The organism is Acidovorax sp. PRC11, from assembly GCF_031844105.1.
Taxonomy (GTDB): Bacteria; Pseudomonadota; Gammaproteobacteria; order Burkholderiales; family Burkholderiaceae_C; genus Paracidovorax.
In genome coordinates this window covers 1-15,188 of sequence record NZ_JAUZUQ010000027.1, presented here as the reverse complement: position 1 = coordinate 15,188, position 15,188 = coordinate 1, and the positions used below count along the sequence as shown (strand labels likewise).

Sequence of the window (15,188 nt, the reverse complement as noted above, 5' to 3'; positions counted from 1 at the left end):
CGGCCCTCCGCTTCGCCGTCCGGTCCGTGGTGGCCCGTGCCGGCGCCGGACTGCGGGCCGCTCCCGTACCGGCGCGCCCGATGCGCCTGCCGTTTCGCGCTTCTCCCTCTCCGCTTTCCATGAACGTTACCGTGTCCGCTCTCCGTTCCATCGCCTCCCTTCCCGCCGCCATGCGCTCCGGCGTCGCCGCGGCCGCTTCCGCCATGGCCCTGCTGGGCATGGCCCTGCCCGCCGGCGCCGGCCCGGCCTCCGCGCCGGCGGCACCGACGTCCGCCGCACCGGCCGCAGCGCCCATCCGTATCGCCCTCATCGAAAGCCTCTCCGGTCCCTTCGCCAACACCGGCGAAGCCGTGTACCGCAACGTGCTCTGGGCCACCGAACGCGTGAACGCGCGCGGCGGCGTGCGGCTGCCCGCTGCGGCCGGCGGCGCGCGCCCGCTGGCGCTGGAGCGCTACGACAGCAAGGGGCAGAACGAGGAGGCGCTCTCGGCCCTGCGCGCCGCCATCGATGCCGGCGCGCGCGTCGTGCTGCAGGGCAATTCGTCGGCCACGGCGGCCGTGCTGATCGAAGCGATCAACAAGCACAACGAGCGCGATCCCGCGCGGCGCGTGCTGTTCCTCAACTATTCCGCCGTCGACCCCATCCTGACCAACGAGAAGTGCAGCTTCTGGCACTTCCGCTTCGACGCCCATGCCGACATGCGCATGGCCGCCCTGATGGAGGCGATCCGCGCGGACAAGGGCCTGCAGGGCGTCTACCTCATCGGGCAGGACTACAGCTTCGGCCAGGCCGTGCTGCGCGAGGCGCGGCGCCAGCTGGCGGCGCAGCGTCCCGACGTGAAGGTCCTCGGCGAGGAACTGCACCCCGTGGGCCGCGTGAAGGACTTCGCGCCCTACGCGGTGAAGATCCAGGCGAGCGGCGCGCAGGCCGTCGTCACCGGCAACTGGGGCAACGACCTCACGCTGCTGGTGAAGGCCGCGCGCGAGGTGGGCTATGCCGGCACCTTCTACACGTTCTACGGCAACGCCCTGGGCGCGCCCGCGGCGCTGGGCGATGCGGGCGTGGGCAAGGTGGTGGCGGTGGCCGACTGGCTGCCCAACGTGCCCACGAAGGAGAGCGAGGCCTTCTACCGCTCCTTCCGCCAGCGCTTCCCCAGCCCCGCCGACGACTACGTGCACATGCGCATGCAGCTCATGGTCGAATCGCTCGCCGAATCGATGGAGCGCGCGGGCACCACCGACACTACCGCCGTCGCCCGCGCGATGGAAACCTCGCGCGTGCAGCTGGCCGGGCAGGGCGGTGCGATGCGCGCGGCCGACCACCAGTTCCAGCAGCCGCTGGCCGTCGGCGTCATGGAGCGCGCCGGGACCCCGGGCGTGCCCTTCGACGTCGAAGGCTCGGGCTACGGGTTCCGCGTGGTGCGCCGCATCGCGGCGCAGCAGGCGGAGCTGCCGCCGCGCTGCGACATGCGGCGCCCGGGCTGATCCGGCGTGCCCCGGCCTCAGTCGGTGACGCGGAAGGTCGCGTCGCTGCGCGAGGTCGCGTCGTCGCCGATGGGGTCCAGGCGCAACTGGTAGGCATAGTGGCGCATGTAGTGGTTCGGACGGCTGTAGGACTGGAAGGAAGAGCCCGTCGTGTCGCCCAGGCCGAGCACCTCCGCGAAGGTGGCATCGGCCGCGAACTCGGGCGATCCGTCGTACGGAGCGAGTTCGAACGCGGAGTTCTTCTGGCGCAGGTAGTAGCCGGGCTGGTTGACCGACGCGAAGGACACGTAGCCGGCGTTGTCGGCCAGTCCCCTGACGATGCGGAACTTCGCATCGTCCTCGGGCGAGACATTGGCGTCGATGCGCACCGACGTGAAATTGGCGTGCCGCACGTACCGATCCGGGAAGTTGCTGGACTGCAGCCGGGTGATCGGGGTGGTGCCGCCCCACTGCGCCTGCAGGCGGCTCAGCTCCGCATCGTTCAGGGGCAGGATGCCGCCGTGGCGCTTGTGGCTCGCGCCCAGGTTGTACGAGCCTTCGGACGCGATCTTCCAGTTGTCCGCGCTGCCCATGTTGGCCGAGGTGAGCGGCAGGTAGCCCCTGCCCGAGGCATATTGGTCGACCCACAGGCCCCACTTCGGCTCGCCGTTGAACTTGAAGAGGATGGGGCCTTCGACCATCTGCCCCGTGAGGCCCACCTGCGACAGATCGCCGATGGTCGTCCACGCGCCCAGTATCGACTGGCTGCCTTCCAGCGTGATCTGGCCGTCGCCGGAAGCGCGCACGTATTGGTACCCGCCCACGCTGCCCGCCACGTGGATGATCTGCGTGTCGATGATGGGTTGGTCGCCCGGCCGGTCGATGTAGAGCTGCGGCGGCGTGAAAGTCACGAAGTCGGTGGTCTTGGCATAGTAGATGCGGGGCTTGTCGACGCCGTTGAGCGGCGATATGGTGGTCCAGTACACGATGTAGGCGTTGGATTCCGGGTCCCAGATGGCCTCGGGCGCCCAGGCGCAGCCCGCGTTCGGAATGGCGCCGGCCACGTCGGCCAGGCGCGGCGCGGACCAGTGCACCAGGTCGGAGGATTCCCAGATCACGAGCTTGGTGCTGCCGCTGTGCATGGCCGTGCCCCAGCCCTTGCCGCTCGCGATGCGCAGATCCGTGGCGAGGATCCAGTACTTGGAGCCGTCGGGCGAACGCACGATGGAGTGGTCGCGCACGCCTTTCTCTCCCACGGTGGAAATGAGGACGGGCTGGCTGTTGTTCAGGTCCGTCCAGTGCATGCCGTCGGTGCTCACCGCCATGTAGGTCTGCTCGCCCGATTCCGACTCGCCGGTGAAATGGACCAGCAGGTAGCCGCCGGACTGGGCCTGCGCGCTGCCGAAGGACACGGCCAGCGTGGCGGCCGCGAAGAGCGCCCGAAGGGCCTTGCGGGTTTTTTTCATGAGTGAACTCCTGTCTCCATGTGTTGTCGGTTCACGGCAGGCGGCCGGTGCCGGATGCATTCCGGGGTGCGGGTCGGGCCCTGCCGTGAAGTCGTTCCGCGCGCCCGAGCCCCTGTCCGGCGATGGCGATCGCGATGGGCGGTGCTGGGCTGGCGGGGCTGCGTGCTTCTCGCTTTTTACTGTCGAGTCGGCAAGGCCATGCTAGGGAAGTTGCTGCGCCAGGACCAATCGTTTTTTGACGGTCTGCGATAACCGATGGGCCTGCACCCCCCGATCAATGGGGCGGGCGCGGCGCGCTGAAGTTCTGGCGGCGGACGATTTCTTCGGGTGTCGATGCCGCGGCGGGACGCGGGTGCCCAAGATGGCGGAATCATCCTTTTCCACCGTCACACGCCATGGACTTCTTCCGCACACCCCGAGTTCTCAACGATCCTGCGGCCTATGCCGGCTGGCAGCAAAGCGAGCATGCTGGAAGGCGCGAGACGCCGCCGGGTTCGCCGCGAGGCTCCTCATCCTTTTCGATGCATTCTCTGCACGAGGCACTCCCGGGCCTTCGGAGCCGCTCGCCGTCTCCGGAGCCCTCCGGCCACTGGTATGGCCCGGGCGCGGCCGAGATGCACCAGCGCGAACAGGAATGGGCGCACCTGTCCGCCCGCACGCTGAGGCACCACCCGGCGGACGCGCAGGCGGGCCAGGCGATCCATGACCTCTCTCTGGTGTACGCAGGGTCCGAGACGTTCCGGCGGACGATGGCGACCGTGGATGCGGAAGGGCCCGTGAATGTCCGCGTGGACCCGGAAGTGTCCACCGCGTACTTCCGCCCGCATGGCAGAGAGGTGGTGTTGGGGCAGGCGTACACGGGCAGTCGTCCTTACGCGATGGGCGTTCTTGCCTTCGAGCTGACCAACGCTTCCCTGTCCGAAGCATATTCGGCGCATGAGCGTGAGGCCGCCATGAGGCGCATGTCGCCCCATGAATTCGCGGAAGGCGCGGAACGGATCGAGTACAACTCGGTGCGCGACACGCACCGCTATTACGAAGAGTCGCGCGGCGTGCTCTACGAGGCGGGACTCGACGTTCCGCAGGCCTGGCAAAGCTCGGTCACGGAAGAGGGAGAGGTCGTGCCCTGGACCGGTTCGGAAGACGAGTCCGTGCACAACGCTATGTCGACGGGCCATTTCGGTCAATATGCGCAGAGCTACGCTCGCCGGCCCTATTGATCCGACCGTGCACGGCGCGGGCCTCCGCTGCCCACTGCGCCGGAGCGCGGTGGGCATTCGGTCGCGTGCTAGCGCGCTGCCGCCACTTCGCGCCCGAGGTCGATCACCGCCATCGCGTAGTAGCTCGACCAGTTGTAGCGCGTGACCACGTAGAAGTTGCGCGTGCCGGCCACGTAGGTCGCGGGCGCGCCGCCGTTCTGCAGTTCGATCAGCGCGAGCGGGCCCGCGGCCTCCGGTGCGGTGGCGGCTCCTTCGGCGGGCAGGGGCCGGGCGCCGCGCGCTTCCATGCCGGCGGCATCGAAGGTCGGCAGGATGTCGGGCGCCAGCAGCTCGGGCAGGCGCAGCCGGGTTTCATCGAACGCGAGGGCGTAGTGCGTGGGCAGCCCGGGAACCCAGCCATGGGCCTGGAAGTAGTTGGCCACGGAGCCGATCGCGTCGGCAGGGCTCTGGAACAGATCGATGCGGCCGTCGCCATCGAAATCCACCGCCCAGCGCACCCAGCTGGAGGGCATGAACTGCCCCAGTCCCATCGCGCCCGCGTAGCTGCCGCGCAGCGCGAACGGGTCGGTGCCGGTGCGATCGGCCAGGCTGAGCAACTGCTCCAGCTCGCCCTGGAAGAATGCCTGGCGCTCCGCCGCCCGCGGATGGGCGGCGGGGAAGTCGAAGGCCAGCGTGGCGAGCGCATCCATCACGCGAAAGCTCCCCATGTGCTGGCCGTAGAGCGTCTCGACGCCAAGGATGCCGGCGATGATCTCCGCGGGCACGCCGTATTCGCGTTCTGCCCGCGCCAGCGTGGCCGCGTGCTCGTTCCAGAAGCGCACGCCCGCGCGGATGCGCACGGGCTCCACGAACCGGGCCCGGTAGGCGGCCCAGTTCTTGGGCGCACCCTGGGGCGCCGGCAGCATCAGCCGCGGCACTTGCGGCAGGAACCGCGCCTGCCCGATCGCCTGCCGCACCCATTCGCGGTCGAGGCCGCGGCGCGCGGCGAGGTCGTCGGCGAAGCGCAGCGCGTCGGGCCGGCCGGCGTAGAGCACTTCGGGGGCCGGGGCGGATTTTTCCTTCTTTTTCGCGGGCTTCTGGGCCAGGGCGGCCGGTGCCATGGCGAGGGCGGCTGCGCAGGCAAGGGCGAGGAGGGCGGCGGAGCGGGTCAGGGCCATGCGGGAATCGGTGTCGAAGAAAAAACGGATCACGGGCCCTGGCATTAGAACCCGTCCGGCAGCGGGGCTCAGCGGCGGTGGCCCGCGGCGTCGGCCGGCCAGCGCAGGCCGCGCAGTTCGCGCTGCAGCGCCGCCAGGGCCGTGGCGGGATGCGGTGCGTAGCGCGCCTGCTCCATGCGCAGCAGCCAGCCTGCGGCGGGCGCGGCCGCGGCGTCGCCGAAGCGTTCCTGCAGCGCGCGGGCCAGGGCGCGCGGCGGCAGGTGCCCGGGCAGCGGCAGGCCGGCGCGGGCGATCTCGCGGCGCGCGCGGTCCAGCAGCCGCAGCCAGGGGTCCTGGCGGCGGCGCTCCCACAGGCTCCACCCCACCCCGCCGAGGGCGGCCAGCGCGGCGAGCGCTCCCAGCACCCGTGCCAGGTCCATCGCGTCGGGGGACGGGATGCCGAGCGACTTCAGCAGATCGAGCTGCTGGCTCTGCGTGTAGTTGAGCACCCACTGGTTCCAGCGGTTGTTGACGGCCTCCCACACGGCGCGCGCACGGGCGGCGATGCCGCGGCCGATGACCGTGTCCACGGCGGTGCCGAAGGCGCTGCGCGGCGCCAGCAGGCGCTGGAAGTTGCCGATGCGGCCCGGCGATACGGCGCCGGTAGGGTCCACGCGCACCCAGCCGCGGCCCGCAAGCCACACCTCGGTCCAGGCATGTGCATCGGCCTGCCGCACGGTCCAGTAGCCGTCCACGCCGTTCAGCTCGCCGCCCTGGTAGCCGGTGACGATGCGCACGGGAACGTCGGCCGCGCGCAGCAGCACCGCGAAGGCGGACGCGATGTGCTCGCAGAAGCCGGCCTTCTGGTCGAACCAGAAGGCGTCGGCGGTGTGTTCGGCCACCACGCCGGGCTCCAGCGTGTAGCTGTAGCCGCCCGTGCGCAGGCGCTCCAGCGCGGCCTGCACGAAGGCCGCCGGCCCGCCCGCGGCGATGGCCGGGTCGGCCAGCATCTCGCGCGCCAAGGCTCGCGTGCGCGGGTCGAACCCTTCCGGCAGCTCCCGGTACGGCCGCAGGCGCGGCGTGTCCTGCATCGGCCCGTGGGTGAATTGCGGATAGCTGGCGGCACGGTAGCGCAGCACCTCGTTGATCGGGCGGCTGGCGAGCCACGAGAGTTCGGGCGACATCGCGGCGCGCAGGCCCTGGGGCAGGGTGGGCGCGTCGGGCGCGGCATCGAGAGTGAGCAGCCAGGGCACGCGCAGCGCTTCCAGCGTGACCTCGTAGCGCAGCGGCTCGCCCTGCACTTCGAGCGATGCGGGCACCGGCGGGCGCCATGCTGCCGCGGGGGCGCCGTTCTGCCCGAAGGCGAACCACTCGCGCCCGTCGAACACGGAGAACACCGGCCCGCGGAAGTAGAGCGCATTTTGTGGCGGCGGCTCCCCGCCCAGCGTGTCGAAGCGCGCGCGCAGCGCGATGCCGTCGTCGAGCGCGAGCGAGGCGACGTTGCCGATCTCCATCCGGCCCGACAGGCCGCTGCGGCCCGCGGGGTTCTCGCTGGGCATGCCCCACAGCGGCGCCATGCGCGGGAACAGCAGGAACAGCGCGAGCATGACCGGCGCGCCCAAGAGCGCCATGCGGCACGCGAGCCGCAGCGCCACGGTGAGCGGCGGGCGCCCGACCGGCAGATGGGCGTTGACCAGCGCCGTGAGCAGGCCCAGCAGGGCGATCAGCATCGCCGCGGCCGTGGCTAGCGATTGCGAGAAGAAGAAGTTGCTGAGCATCGTGAAGAAGCTCAGGAAGAAGATCACCATGGCGTCGCGCCGCGCGTTCATCTCCATGGTCTTGAGCGCGAGCAGCATCACGATCAGCGTGACGCCCGCGTCGCGGCCGACGATCGTGCCGTGCGTCACGATGGTGAGCGCGACCGATGCGGCCAGCAGCGTGCCGAGCACCCAGCGCCCCGGCTGCGGCCTGCCGCGCAGCGCCAGCGTGCCGCGCCACGCCAGCACGGCGGCGGCCAGCAGCGTGGTCCACCAGGGCAGGTAGGGCGCGAGCGGCAGCACCACCCAGACGACGGTGGCGAGCAGGAACAGCAGGTCGCGCGTTTCGCGCGGCAGGTGGGCGAGGGTGTGGCGCAGCGCGGTCATGTTGCTGCTTCTGCGCTGCCGGAGCCGGACATGCGCGCGGGCACGGGCGCTGCCGACAACGATGCCGATGCCAATGCCGATGCTGAAGGAGCGCATGCGGCCGGGAGAGGGGGGCGGTCGTTCAGCACAATGCCAGGGCCTCCAGGCAGCGGCGTTCGTGCGCCGGGCCGCTGCCCTGGCCGACCTCGCCGGAGGGCAGGCGCAGGCCGTAGTCCAGGCCCAGGCGCTCGGCCTGCAGCACCCAGGCCGTGACGCGCGACACGCGCGCCTCCGGGTCCTGCAGGCTGGTGAGCGCGAGGTCGAACCACAGCTCCTGCCGGCGCGACTGCTGGGTGTCGTCGCGGCTCACCAGGTCGTCGGTGCCGGTGGCGAGCGACCGCGCGGCCTTCTTCCAGACGACGAGCTTGAGCGGATCGCCGCGGCGGTAGGCGCGCACGCCGTCGAACTCCCCGATGCCCTGCGTGGGCGCGCTGCCCGCGCCGCCCGCGCTCGGCTCGCCGGCAGGCAGCGGCGGCGGAGGCACCTCGGGACGGGGATACACCAGCACCTGCGCGGCCGGGCGCCAGAGCGTCCAGACGCGGAAGGTGCCCAGCGGGAAGCGCGTCTCGGCCGTGAGCAGCGGCACGCCGTGCAGCCCGCGACGCTCGGGCTGGAAGGCGATCTGCACCGAGGCCGTGCCCTGCGCGGGCACGTCCGTCCACGCCCAGCGCGTCGCCCGGCCGGCGCCGTGCACCGCCACCGCGATGCCGTGGCGCGGCGCGGCACGCTCGCTCGTCAATTGCACGTCGAACACCACGCTCTGGCCCAGAAAGCGCGGCTCGGGCGGCAGCAGGTGCAGCGTCAGCCCGCGCAGCGTCGCATGGCACACGTGCATGCCCGCCACCGCGCTGCCCGCGAGCAGGAACGTCAGCAGATAGCCCAGATTCAGCTGGAAATTGATCGACGCCACCAGCAGCACCAGCAGCGTCAGCGCCAGCATCCACCCCGCGCCCGTGGGCAGGATGTAGACATTGCGCTGCGTGAGCAGCACCGTGTCCGTGCGCGGCAGCCGCGCCTGCCACCAGCTATGCAGCCGCGCGCTCAGTACGGCGAGCGGCTTCCGCGCCGATGCTGCGGGCGAGAGGGCGTCGCGCGGGCCGGATGTCATGCCGAAGCCTCCCACAAGGGCCCAGCCGAGCAATCCGCACCGCACGCCACACGCACGGCGCCTGGAAGCCGCGTGGCCTCAATCCGTCCGATGGCCGCGGAGCAGGCCAGGCCAGCAGACGCCGTGGAACCGGCTTCGCCGGGCCACTGGCGTCGTCCCCCTGCCCGCCGTGCTACGCACGGCGAGAGCGGGGGGAAGCGGCGCAGCCGCTCAGGGGGGTGCTCCCTCATTTCAGAGGCACGGATTCCGCCATCGCCACCACCTGTTCGGCCGCACCGCGCCCCGCGTCGCCCACGGGCACGAGCCGGTGCGCGATCGTCTGCGGCAGCACGGCCTGCACGTCGTCGGGCGCCACGTAATCGCGGCCGGCGATCAGCGCCTGCGCCTTGGCCGCGCGGATGAGCGCGATGCCTGCGCGCGGCGACAGGCCCTGCAGGAACCAGCGCCCCGAGCGCGTCGCGGCGATCAGGTCCTGTACGTAGTCGAGCAGCGGCTCGGCCGTGTGCACCGCCAGCACCTGCTGCTGCAGGGCTTCGAGCTCGCCGGGCGACAGCAGCGCCGGCATGCCGTCGACCATGTCGCGGCGGTCGCCGCCGGCCAGCAGCAGCCGTTCCGCCGCGCGGTCCGGATACCCGATCGAGATCCGCATCAGGAACCGGTCGAGCTGGCTCTCGGGCAGCGCGAAGGTGCCGAGCTGGTCGTGCGGGTTCTGGGTGGCGATCACGAAGAAGGGATGGGGCAGGGCGCGCGTCTCGCCTTCCACCGTGACCTGCTTTTCTTCCATGGCCTCCAGCAGCGCGCTCTGCGTCTTGGGACTGGCGCGGTTGATCTCGTCGGCCAGCAGCACCTGGGCGAACACCGGGCCGGGATGGAACACGAACGACTCGCGGCCGCGCTCGTAGACCGAGACGCCCGTGAGGTCGCTGGGCATCAGGTCGGCCGTGAACTGCACGCGCGAGAACTGCAGCCCGAAAGTGCGCGCGAGCGCATGGGCCAGCGTGGTCTTGCCCACGCCCGGCACGTCCTCGATCAGCAGGTGTCCCCCGGCCAGCAGGCAGGCCACGCAGTCCTGGACCTGGGCGTTTTTGCCGACGATCACCGTGTTAAGCTGATCCAGAAGCGACCGGATCTTGTGCTGTGTGTTCATGGCACCCGACGTTATCCGAAAAAAACCAGAGACAAGGGATTCATGGTGGGCTCCACAGGCTATTTCACGCACCGCGAATGCTGGAAGCACGAGATGGGTGCGGGCCACCCCGAGTGCCCGGGGCGGCTGGACGCGATAGAGGACCGGCTGCTGGCCACGGGCGTGGCCGACGCGCTGGAGCGCTTCGAGGCGCCCGAGGCGTCGCTCGCCGATGTCGAGCTGGCGCACGACCGGCTGCACGTGGCCGCGCTGCGCGGCCTCTCCGACCGGCTCGCGGAGGAGATGCTGGCCGGCGGCCCCGCCCATGCGCAGGTCGACCCCGACACCTCCATCAACACCCATACCTGGCCGGCCGCGCTACGGGCCGCGGGCGCCGCGCTCGCCGCGACCGACGCCGTCATGGCGGGCGAGCTGGAGAACGCTTTCTGCTGCGTGCGCCCGCCGGGCCACCATGCCACGCGCAGCAAGGCCATGGGCTTCTGCTTCTTCAACAACGTCGCGATCGCGGCCAAATACGCGCTGCAGCGCTACAAGCTGCAGCGCGTGGCGGTGGTGGATTTCGACGTGCACCACGGCAACGGCACCGAGGACATCCTCGCGAACGATCCGCGTGCGCTGATGGTCGGCATCTTCCAGCACCCGTTCTACCCGTTCAGCGGCGACCAGGATCCGGCGCCCAACATGCTCAACGTGCCCGTGGCCGCCTACACGCGCGGCATGGACATCCGCGAGCTGATCGAGATGCTCTGGATCCCGCGGCTGGAGGCGTTCAAGCCCGAGATGATCTTCGTCTCGGCCGGCTTCGACGGCCACCGCGACGACGACATGGGCCAGCTCGGCCTCACCGAGCAGGACTACGCCTGGATCACGCAGCGCATCAAGGACATCGCCCGCCGGTATTCCAAGGGCCGCATCGTCTCCTGCCTGGAGGGCGGCTACGTGATGGATGCCCTGGCGCGCAGCGTGGAAGCCCACGTGCGCGTGCTGGCCGACCTCTGAGGCGGGCTGTCCGCCGATACAGCCCAAGCTTCTTCGCCGCCATGACCGAACCTGCCGCTTCCCTGTCCGCCGCCGACGCTCCGGTGCTCCACACCACGCGCGACGCCCGCGGCGTCGTGACCCTCACGCTGGCCGATCCGGCGCGGCTGAATGCGCTCGGCGACGGCATGCTCGCCGCGCTGCAGCAGGCGCTCGATGCGGTCGCGCAGGACCCGCAGGCCCGCGTGGTGGTGCTGGCCGCCCAGGGCAAGGCCTTCTGCGCGGGCCACGACCTGAAGGACATGGCCGCTCACCCTGAGGCCGCCTGGTACAGGCGCCTCTTCGCGCAGTGCAGTCGCATGATGGTGTCGATCCAGCGCCTGCCCGTGCCGGTGATCGCGCGCGTGCAGGGCATCGCCACCGCGGCGGGCTGCCAGCTGGTCGCGCAGTGCGACCTCGCCGTGGCGGCCGAGGGCGCGCGCTTCGCCACCAGCGGCATCCACTACGGCCTGTTCTGCTCGACGCCCAGCGTGCCGCTGGTGCGCAACGTGCCGGCGAAACGCGCCATGGAAATGCTGCTCACCGGCGACTTCATCGATGCACGCACCGCGCTGACCGAGGGGCTGGTGAACCGCGTCGTGCCGGCCGAGGCGCTGGACGACGCGGTGGAATCGCTCGTGCGCTCGATCCTCGGCAAGCCCCGCGCCGCGGTGGCGGTGGGCAAGGCGCTCTTCTACCAGCAGCGCGAGCTCGGCGTGGAGGCGGCCTACCAGCTCGCCGGGCAGGCCATGGCCGTGAACATGATGGACGAAGCGGCGCAGGAGGGCGCACGCGCGTTCGCCGAGAAGCGCGCACCGGCCTGGAAGGCTGCAGCCGAAACCCCGCCGCCTGCCACGCGCTGACAAGGCCCGCGCCCGTCGCCAGCGGGGAGGACCGACCCGCCTACCGGCCCGCAAGCGGCGCCGCATGCACAACGGGCTGATGCCCGGATCACTCCCCGACCTTGCGCACTTCGGTAGCGTCCGGAATCAGCACGGTGCCGTCCTTCGCGGCCGGCGCCATGAATGGCACCGGCTTGCCGGTACGCCGGTCGACCAGCACCGAGTGGCGCTCCCCGGGCTGGAACAGCTGCCGCTCCCCCCACTGCCGCAGGGCCACGACGAGCGGAAACAGGCTCTCACCGCGCGGCGTCAGCACGTATTCCCGGTAGGCCGAGCCGTCCGACGCCGGTTGCAGCGCGAGGATGCCGGCCTCCACCAGCCGGCGCAGCCGGTCGGACAGGATGTTGCGGGCCAGCCCGAGGCTGCGCTGGAAATCCCCGAAGCGGCGGATGCCGTCGAACGCGTCGCGCACGACGAGCAGGCACCAGCGGTCACCCACCACGGCGACGCTGCGCGCCACGGGGCAGGGGCTTTCGGACAGGTCTTCGCTGGATGGCATGGCGGCTTCCGGTGATGAAGGGGGTGGCGAGAACAGTCGAGGCAATCAGGTTGCATTTTAAAACTGCCTGGCCTAGCATCCATCTGGTTTTTATTTAAAACCAGATTGGATGGATCGCGATGCCCCCTGCCGAAATGCCCCAGCCCTTGATCGACACGGACACCGATGCGCACACGCACGCCGATACCGCTTCCTCACGCCCCGCCGCCATGCCGGCCAGTGTGGTGCGCCTTTTCGCCGCGGCGGGCGGGCTCGGAGTAGCCGGCGTGTACTACGCGCATCCGCTGCTCGATGCGCTGGCCCGGGACTTCGGCATCGGTGCGGCAGCGATCGGCGCGGTGGTCACCGCGACCCAGGCAGGCTGCGCGCTGGCCCTGGTGCTGCTCGTGCCGCTCGGCGACCGCGTGGACCGGCGGCGGCTCATGGCGGCCCAGTGGCTGGCGCTGACGGGTGCGCTCGCGCTGGTGGGACTGGCGCAGTCGGCCGCCATGCTGTTCGCGGGCATGCTGCTGGTCGGCCTGCTGGGCACCGCCATGGCGCAGGGGCTGGTCGCCTATGCCGCCAGCGCCGCGGCGCCGCACGAACGGGGTCGGGTGGTCGGGGCGGCGCAGGGGGGCATCTTCATCGGCCTGCTGCTGGCGCGGGTGTTCGCGGGTGGTGTGTCCGATCTGGCGGGCTGGCGGGGCGTGTACCTGGGCGCCGCCGCGCTGCTGGCGGCCCTCGCGCTGCCGATGTGGCGGCGGCTTCCGGCGGTCGCCACATCGGACGGTGCACCGTCCTACCTGCGCCTTATCGGCTCGATGGGGACGCTGCTGCGCGAGGAACGCGTGCTGCAGGTGCGCGGCATGCTGGCGCTGCTGATGTTCGCGGCCTTCAACATCTTCTGGAGCGCCCTGGTGCTGCCCCTGAGCGCGCCGCCTTTCGGCTTCTCGCACACCGCCATCGGCGCATTCGGCCTCGTCGGTGCCCTGGGCGCGCTCGCCGCCGCGCGAGCGGGGCGCTGGGCGGACCGCGGCCACGGAGAGCGGGCCAGCGCCGCCGCCCTGGTTGCGCTGCTGATCGCGTGGTGGCCGCTGTCGATGATGGAGCGTTCGCTTGGGGCGCTGGTGGTCGGGATCGTGCTGCTCGACCTGGGCGGGCAGGCCCTGCACGTCACCAACCAAAGCCTGATCTTGCGTACCCGCCCGCAGGCGCACGGCAGGCTGATCGCCGCCTACATGCTGTTCTATGCCGCGGGCAGCGGCCTGGGTGCGATCGGCTCGACGCTGGTGTACGCGCAAGCCGGCTGGCAGGGCGTGTGTGCGCTGGGAGCGTCCGTCAGCTTGGCCGCGCTGCTGTTCTGGCGGGCCACGCTCGCACGCACGCCCGCTGCGCCGGGGTAAGCTTGGCCGCTCTCCCGCCGGGGCCAGCGTTGCGCTCCGGCCCTGCCGTCCACCGATGCCCCGAGGTTCCCGCACCATGGATGCCCTCCACGCGCTGATCCGCGATTTCAGCCCATCCCACACCTGGATCGAAGCGGCCGTGCTGGCCGCCTGCCTGGCGCTCGCCTACGTTGCGAGCCGCATCCTCGGCCGCCAGCAGCCGCCCGATTCGGTGTGGTTCGGCCGCCGCACGGTCGATGGGCTGATGTTCCCGCTGCTGGCGCTGGCCCTGGCCTATGCCGCCCGCGTGGGCGTCGAGACGGTGCTGCTGCAGCCGGTGTTCCTGCTGCGCGTGGCGGTGCCGGTGCTCAGCTCGCTGGTGCTGATCCGGTTCTTCGCGCGCATCCTGGCCAATGCCTTCCCGAAATCGGCCGCCATGCGGCTGGTGGAGCGCATCGTCTCCTGGCTGGCCTGGGGCGTGGCGGTGCTCTGGATCGTGGGCCTGCTGCCCGCGGTGCGCGCCGAGCTGGCCGGCATCGCGATCCATTTCGGCAAGTCGCAGGTCACGGCGCTCACGCTGATCGAAGGATCGCTTTCGGCCACCGTGGTGATGCTGCTGGCGCTGTGGCTGTCGTCCACGCTGGAGCGGCGCCTGCTGGACCGCACGATCGTGGACCTCTCCATGCGCAAGGTGGCCGCCAACGCCACGCGGGCGGGGCTGCTGCTGGTCGGCCTGCTGTTCGCGCTCTCGGCCGTGGGCGTGGACCTGACGGCGCTCTCGGTGCTGGGCGGCGCCGTGGGCGTGGGGCTGGGTTTCGGCCTGCAGAAGCTGGCCTCCAACTACGTGAGCGGTTTCGTGATCCTGCTGGAGCGCTCGCTGCGCATCGGCGACAACGTGCGCGTGGACGGCTTCGAAGGCCGCATCACCGACATCAAGACCCGCTACACCCTGATCCGCGCGGGCAACGGGCGCGAGTCCATCGTGCCCAACGAGACGCTGATCACGCAGCGCGTGGAGAACCTCTCGGACGCCGACCGCAAGTTCAACATCACCACCAACATCACCGTGGGCTACGACAGCGACGTGTCGCAGGTGCAGGCCATCCTCTGCGGCGCCGCCGCCGCCCAGCCGCGTGTGCTCGCCGATCCGGCGCCGGTGGCCTACCTGATGAACTTCGCTCCGGACGGGCTGGAATTCAGCCTCAACTTCTGGGTGAGCGACCCTTCGGCCGGCACGGTCAATCTGCGCTCGGCGATCAACATCGCCATCCTGGACGGCCTGCGCGCCGAGGGCATCGACATCCCGTACCCGCAGCGGGTGGTGCGTCTGCAGGCCGATGCCCCGCCACCCGCCGGGCCCCTGCAGGCCGCGCATGTCGCACAAGCGTCCGCACCGCCGCCCACGGCGTGACCGTACACCGCTATACTTCCGTAAAAAGCACGATCGTTCTTTTTTGTGCAGGGCAGCCAGCCAGCGTGTTCTCCCGGCTGAAGCCCGCCGTTCCGGCCAGGACCGGCGCATAGAATGGACCGGTTTACGTTACGTCAATCAATCAACCCGTTTTAGGAGCCGCAGCAATGAAGGTCTTGGTCCCCGTCAAGCGCGTGGTGGACTACAACGTGAAGGTCCGCGTGAAGTCGGACCACACGGGTGTGGACATCGCGAACGTGAAGATGAGCATGAAT

General features: G+C 70.8%; 12 protein-coding genes and 1 pseudogene. 7 read left to right on the top strand and 6 right to left on the bottom strand.

The window, feature by feature from the left end; translation table 11 throughout:
* Nucleotides 1-203: 203 nt before the first annotated feature.
* Nucleotides 204-1,484: a branched-chain amino acid ABC transporter substrate-binding protein gene (locus Q9R47_RS21545; protein WP_404977199.1), complete on the top strand. Its 1,281-nt coding sequence runs from the start codon at nt 204-206 to the stop codon at nt 1,482-1,484.
* A 17-nt stretch (nt 1,485-1,501) separates the two neighbouring features.
* Here Q9R47_RS21545 and Q9R47_RS21540 read toward each other — a convergent pair whose 3' ends face one another.
* Nucleotides 1,502-2,929 (bottom strand): glycoside hydrolase family 43 protein, encoded by a 1,428-nt coding sequence (locus Q9R47_RS21540; RefSeq protein WP_311235162.1) that lies wholly within the window; start codon nt 2,927-2,929, stop codon nt 1,502-1,504.
* 395 nt (nt 2,930-3,324) lie between these two features.
* Between Q9R47_RS21540 and Q9R47_RS21535 the strand changes: the two genes are divergently transcribed.
* On the top strand, nt 3,325-4,149 hold the full coding sequence (locus tag Q9R47_RS21535; RefSeq protein WP_311235161.1) for a hypothetical protein: 825 nt from the start codon (nt 3,325-3,327) through the stop codon (nt 4,147-4,149).
* 68 nt (nt 4,150-4,217) lie between these two features.
* On the opposite strand, the gene mltB is transcribed toward Q9R47_RS21535, so the two are convergent.
* The 4 genes from mltB to Q9R47_RS21515 all read right to left on the bottom strand — a co-directional run bounded on the left by mltB (nt 4,218) and on the right by Q9R47_RS21515 (nt 9,723).
* Entirely contained in the window at nt 4,218-5,306 is a 1,089-nt protein-coding gene (gene mltB, locus Q9R47_RS21530) for a lytic murein transglycosylase B (protein ID WP_311235160.1), read from the bottom strand.
* Nucleotides 5,307-5,374: 68 nt separating this feature from the next.
* A complete protein-coding gene (locus tag Q9R47_RS21525; RefSeq protein ID WP_311235159.1) occupies nt 5,375-7,429 on the bottom strand; it encodes a DUF3488 and transglutaminase-like domain-containing protein in 2,055 nt (684 codons plus the stop codon).
* A 121-nt stretch (nt 7,430-7,550) separates the two neighbouring features.
* A complete protein-coding gene (locus Q9R47_RS21520; RefSeq protein WP_311235158.1) occupies nt 7,551-8,576 on the bottom strand; it encodes a DUF58 domain-containing protein in 1,026 nt (341 codons plus the stop codon).
* A 226-nt stretch (nt 8,577-8,802) separates the two neighbouring features.
* Entirely contained in the window at nt 8,803-9,723 is a 921-nt protein-coding gene (locus Q9R47_RS21515; RefSeq protein ID WP_311235157.1) for a MoxR family ATPase, read from the bottom strand.
* Between the two features lie 42 nt (nt 9,724-9,765).
* Here Q9R47_RS21515 and Q9R47_RS21510 point away from each other — a divergent pair, with 42 nt between their 5' ends.
* Together Q9R47_RS21510 and Q9R47_RS21505 are read left to right on the top strand one after the other, a co-directional pair.
* A complete protein-coding gene (locus tag Q9R47_RS21510) occupies nt 9,766-10,722 on the top strand; it encodes a histone deacetylase family protein (protein WP_311235156.1) in 957 nt (318 codons plus the stop codon).
* Nucleotides 10,723-10,763: 41 nt separating this feature from the next.
* On the top strand, nt 10,764-11,603 hold the full coding sequence (locus tag Q9R47_RS21505) for an enoyl-CoA hydratase (RefSeq protein WP_311235155.1): 840 nt from the start codon (nt 10,764-10,766) through the stop codon (nt 11,601-11,603).
* Between the two features lie 88 nt (nt 11,604-11,691).
* Here Q9R47_RS21505 and Q9R47_RS21500 read toward each other — a convergent pair whose 3' ends face one another.
* Nucleotides 11,692-12,141: a helix-turn-helix domain-containing protein gene (locus tag Q9R47_RS21500; RefSeq protein ID WP_311235154.1), complete on the bottom strand. Its 450-nt coding sequence runs from the start codon at nt 12,139-12,141 to the stop codon at nt 11,692-11,694.
* Nucleotides 12,142-12,350: 209 nt separating this feature from the next.
* Between Q9R47_RS21500 and Q9R47_RS21495 the strand changes: the two genes are divergently transcribed.
* The 3 genes and pseudogenes from Q9R47_RS21495 to Q9R47_RS21485 all read left to right on the top strand — a co-directional run.
* Nucleotides 12,351-13,523 (top strand): MFS transporter, encoded by a 1,173-nt coding sequence (locus Q9R47_RS21495; protein WP_311235196.1) that lies wholly within the window; start codon nt 12,351-12,353, stop codon nt 13,521-13,523.
* A gap of 76 nt (nt 13,524-13,599) precedes the next feature.
* Complete coding sequence (locus Q9R47_RS21490; RefSeq protein WP_311235153.1) at nt 13,600-14,913, top strand: mechanosensitive ion channel domain-containing protein; 1,314 nt, start codon at nt 13,600-13,602, stop codon at nt 14,911-14,913.
* Between the two features lie 167 nt (nt 14,914-15,080).
* Nucleotides 15,081-15,188, top strand: a pseudogene (locus tag Q9R47_RS21485) (electron transfer flavoprotein subunit beta/FixA family protein); the annotation flags it as partial.

Coding starts and splice junctions, on each gene's coding strand:
- Q9R47_RS21545 (WP_404977199.1), top strand. CDS start 204: ATGGCCCTGCTGGGCATGGCCCTGCCCGCCGGCGCCGGCCCGGCCTCC.
- Q9R47_RS21540 (WP_311235162.1), bottom strand. CDS start 2,929: ATGAAAAAAACCCGCAAGGCCCTTCGGGCGCTCTTCGCGGCCGCCACG.
- Q9R47_RS21535 (WP_311235161.1), top strand. CDS start 3,325: ATGGACTTCTTCCGCACACCCCGAGTTCTCAACGATCCTGCGGCCTAT.
- mltB (WP_311235160.1), bottom strand. CDS start 5,306: ATGGCCCTGACCCGCTCCGCCGCCCTCCTCGCCCTTGCCTGCGCAGCC.
- Q9R47_RS21525 (WP_311235159.1), bottom strand. CDS start 7,429: ATGACCGCGCTGCGCCACACCCTCGCCCACCTGCCGCGCGAAACGCGC.
- Q9R47_RS21520 (WP_311235158.1), bottom strand. CDS start 8,576: ATGACATCCGGCCCGCGCGACGCCCTCTCGCCCGCAGCATCGGCGCGG.
- Q9R47_RS21515 (WP_311235157.1), bottom strand. CDS start 9,723: ATGAACACACAGCACAAGATCCGGTCGCTTCTGGATCAGCTTAACACG.
- Q9R47_RS21510 (WP_311235156.1), top strand. CDS start 9,766: ATGGTGGGCTCCACAGGCTATTTCACGCACCGCGAATGCTGGAAGCAC.
- Q9R47_RS21505 (WP_311235155.1), top strand. CDS start 10,764: ATGACCGAACCTGCCGCTTCCCTGTCCGCCGCCGACGCTCCGGTGCTC.
- Q9R47_RS21500 (WP_311235154.1), bottom strand. CDS start 12,141: ATGCCATCCAGCGAAGACCTGTCCGAAAGCCCCTGCCCCGTGGCGCGC.
- Q9R47_RS21495 (WP_311235196.1), top strand. CDS start 12,351: ATGCCGGCCAGTGTGGTGCGCCTTTTCGCCGCGGCGGGCGGGCTCGGA.
- Q9R47_RS21490 (WP_311235153.1), top strand. CDS start 13,600: ATGGATGCCCTCCACGCGCTGATCCGCGATTTCAGCCCATCCCACACC.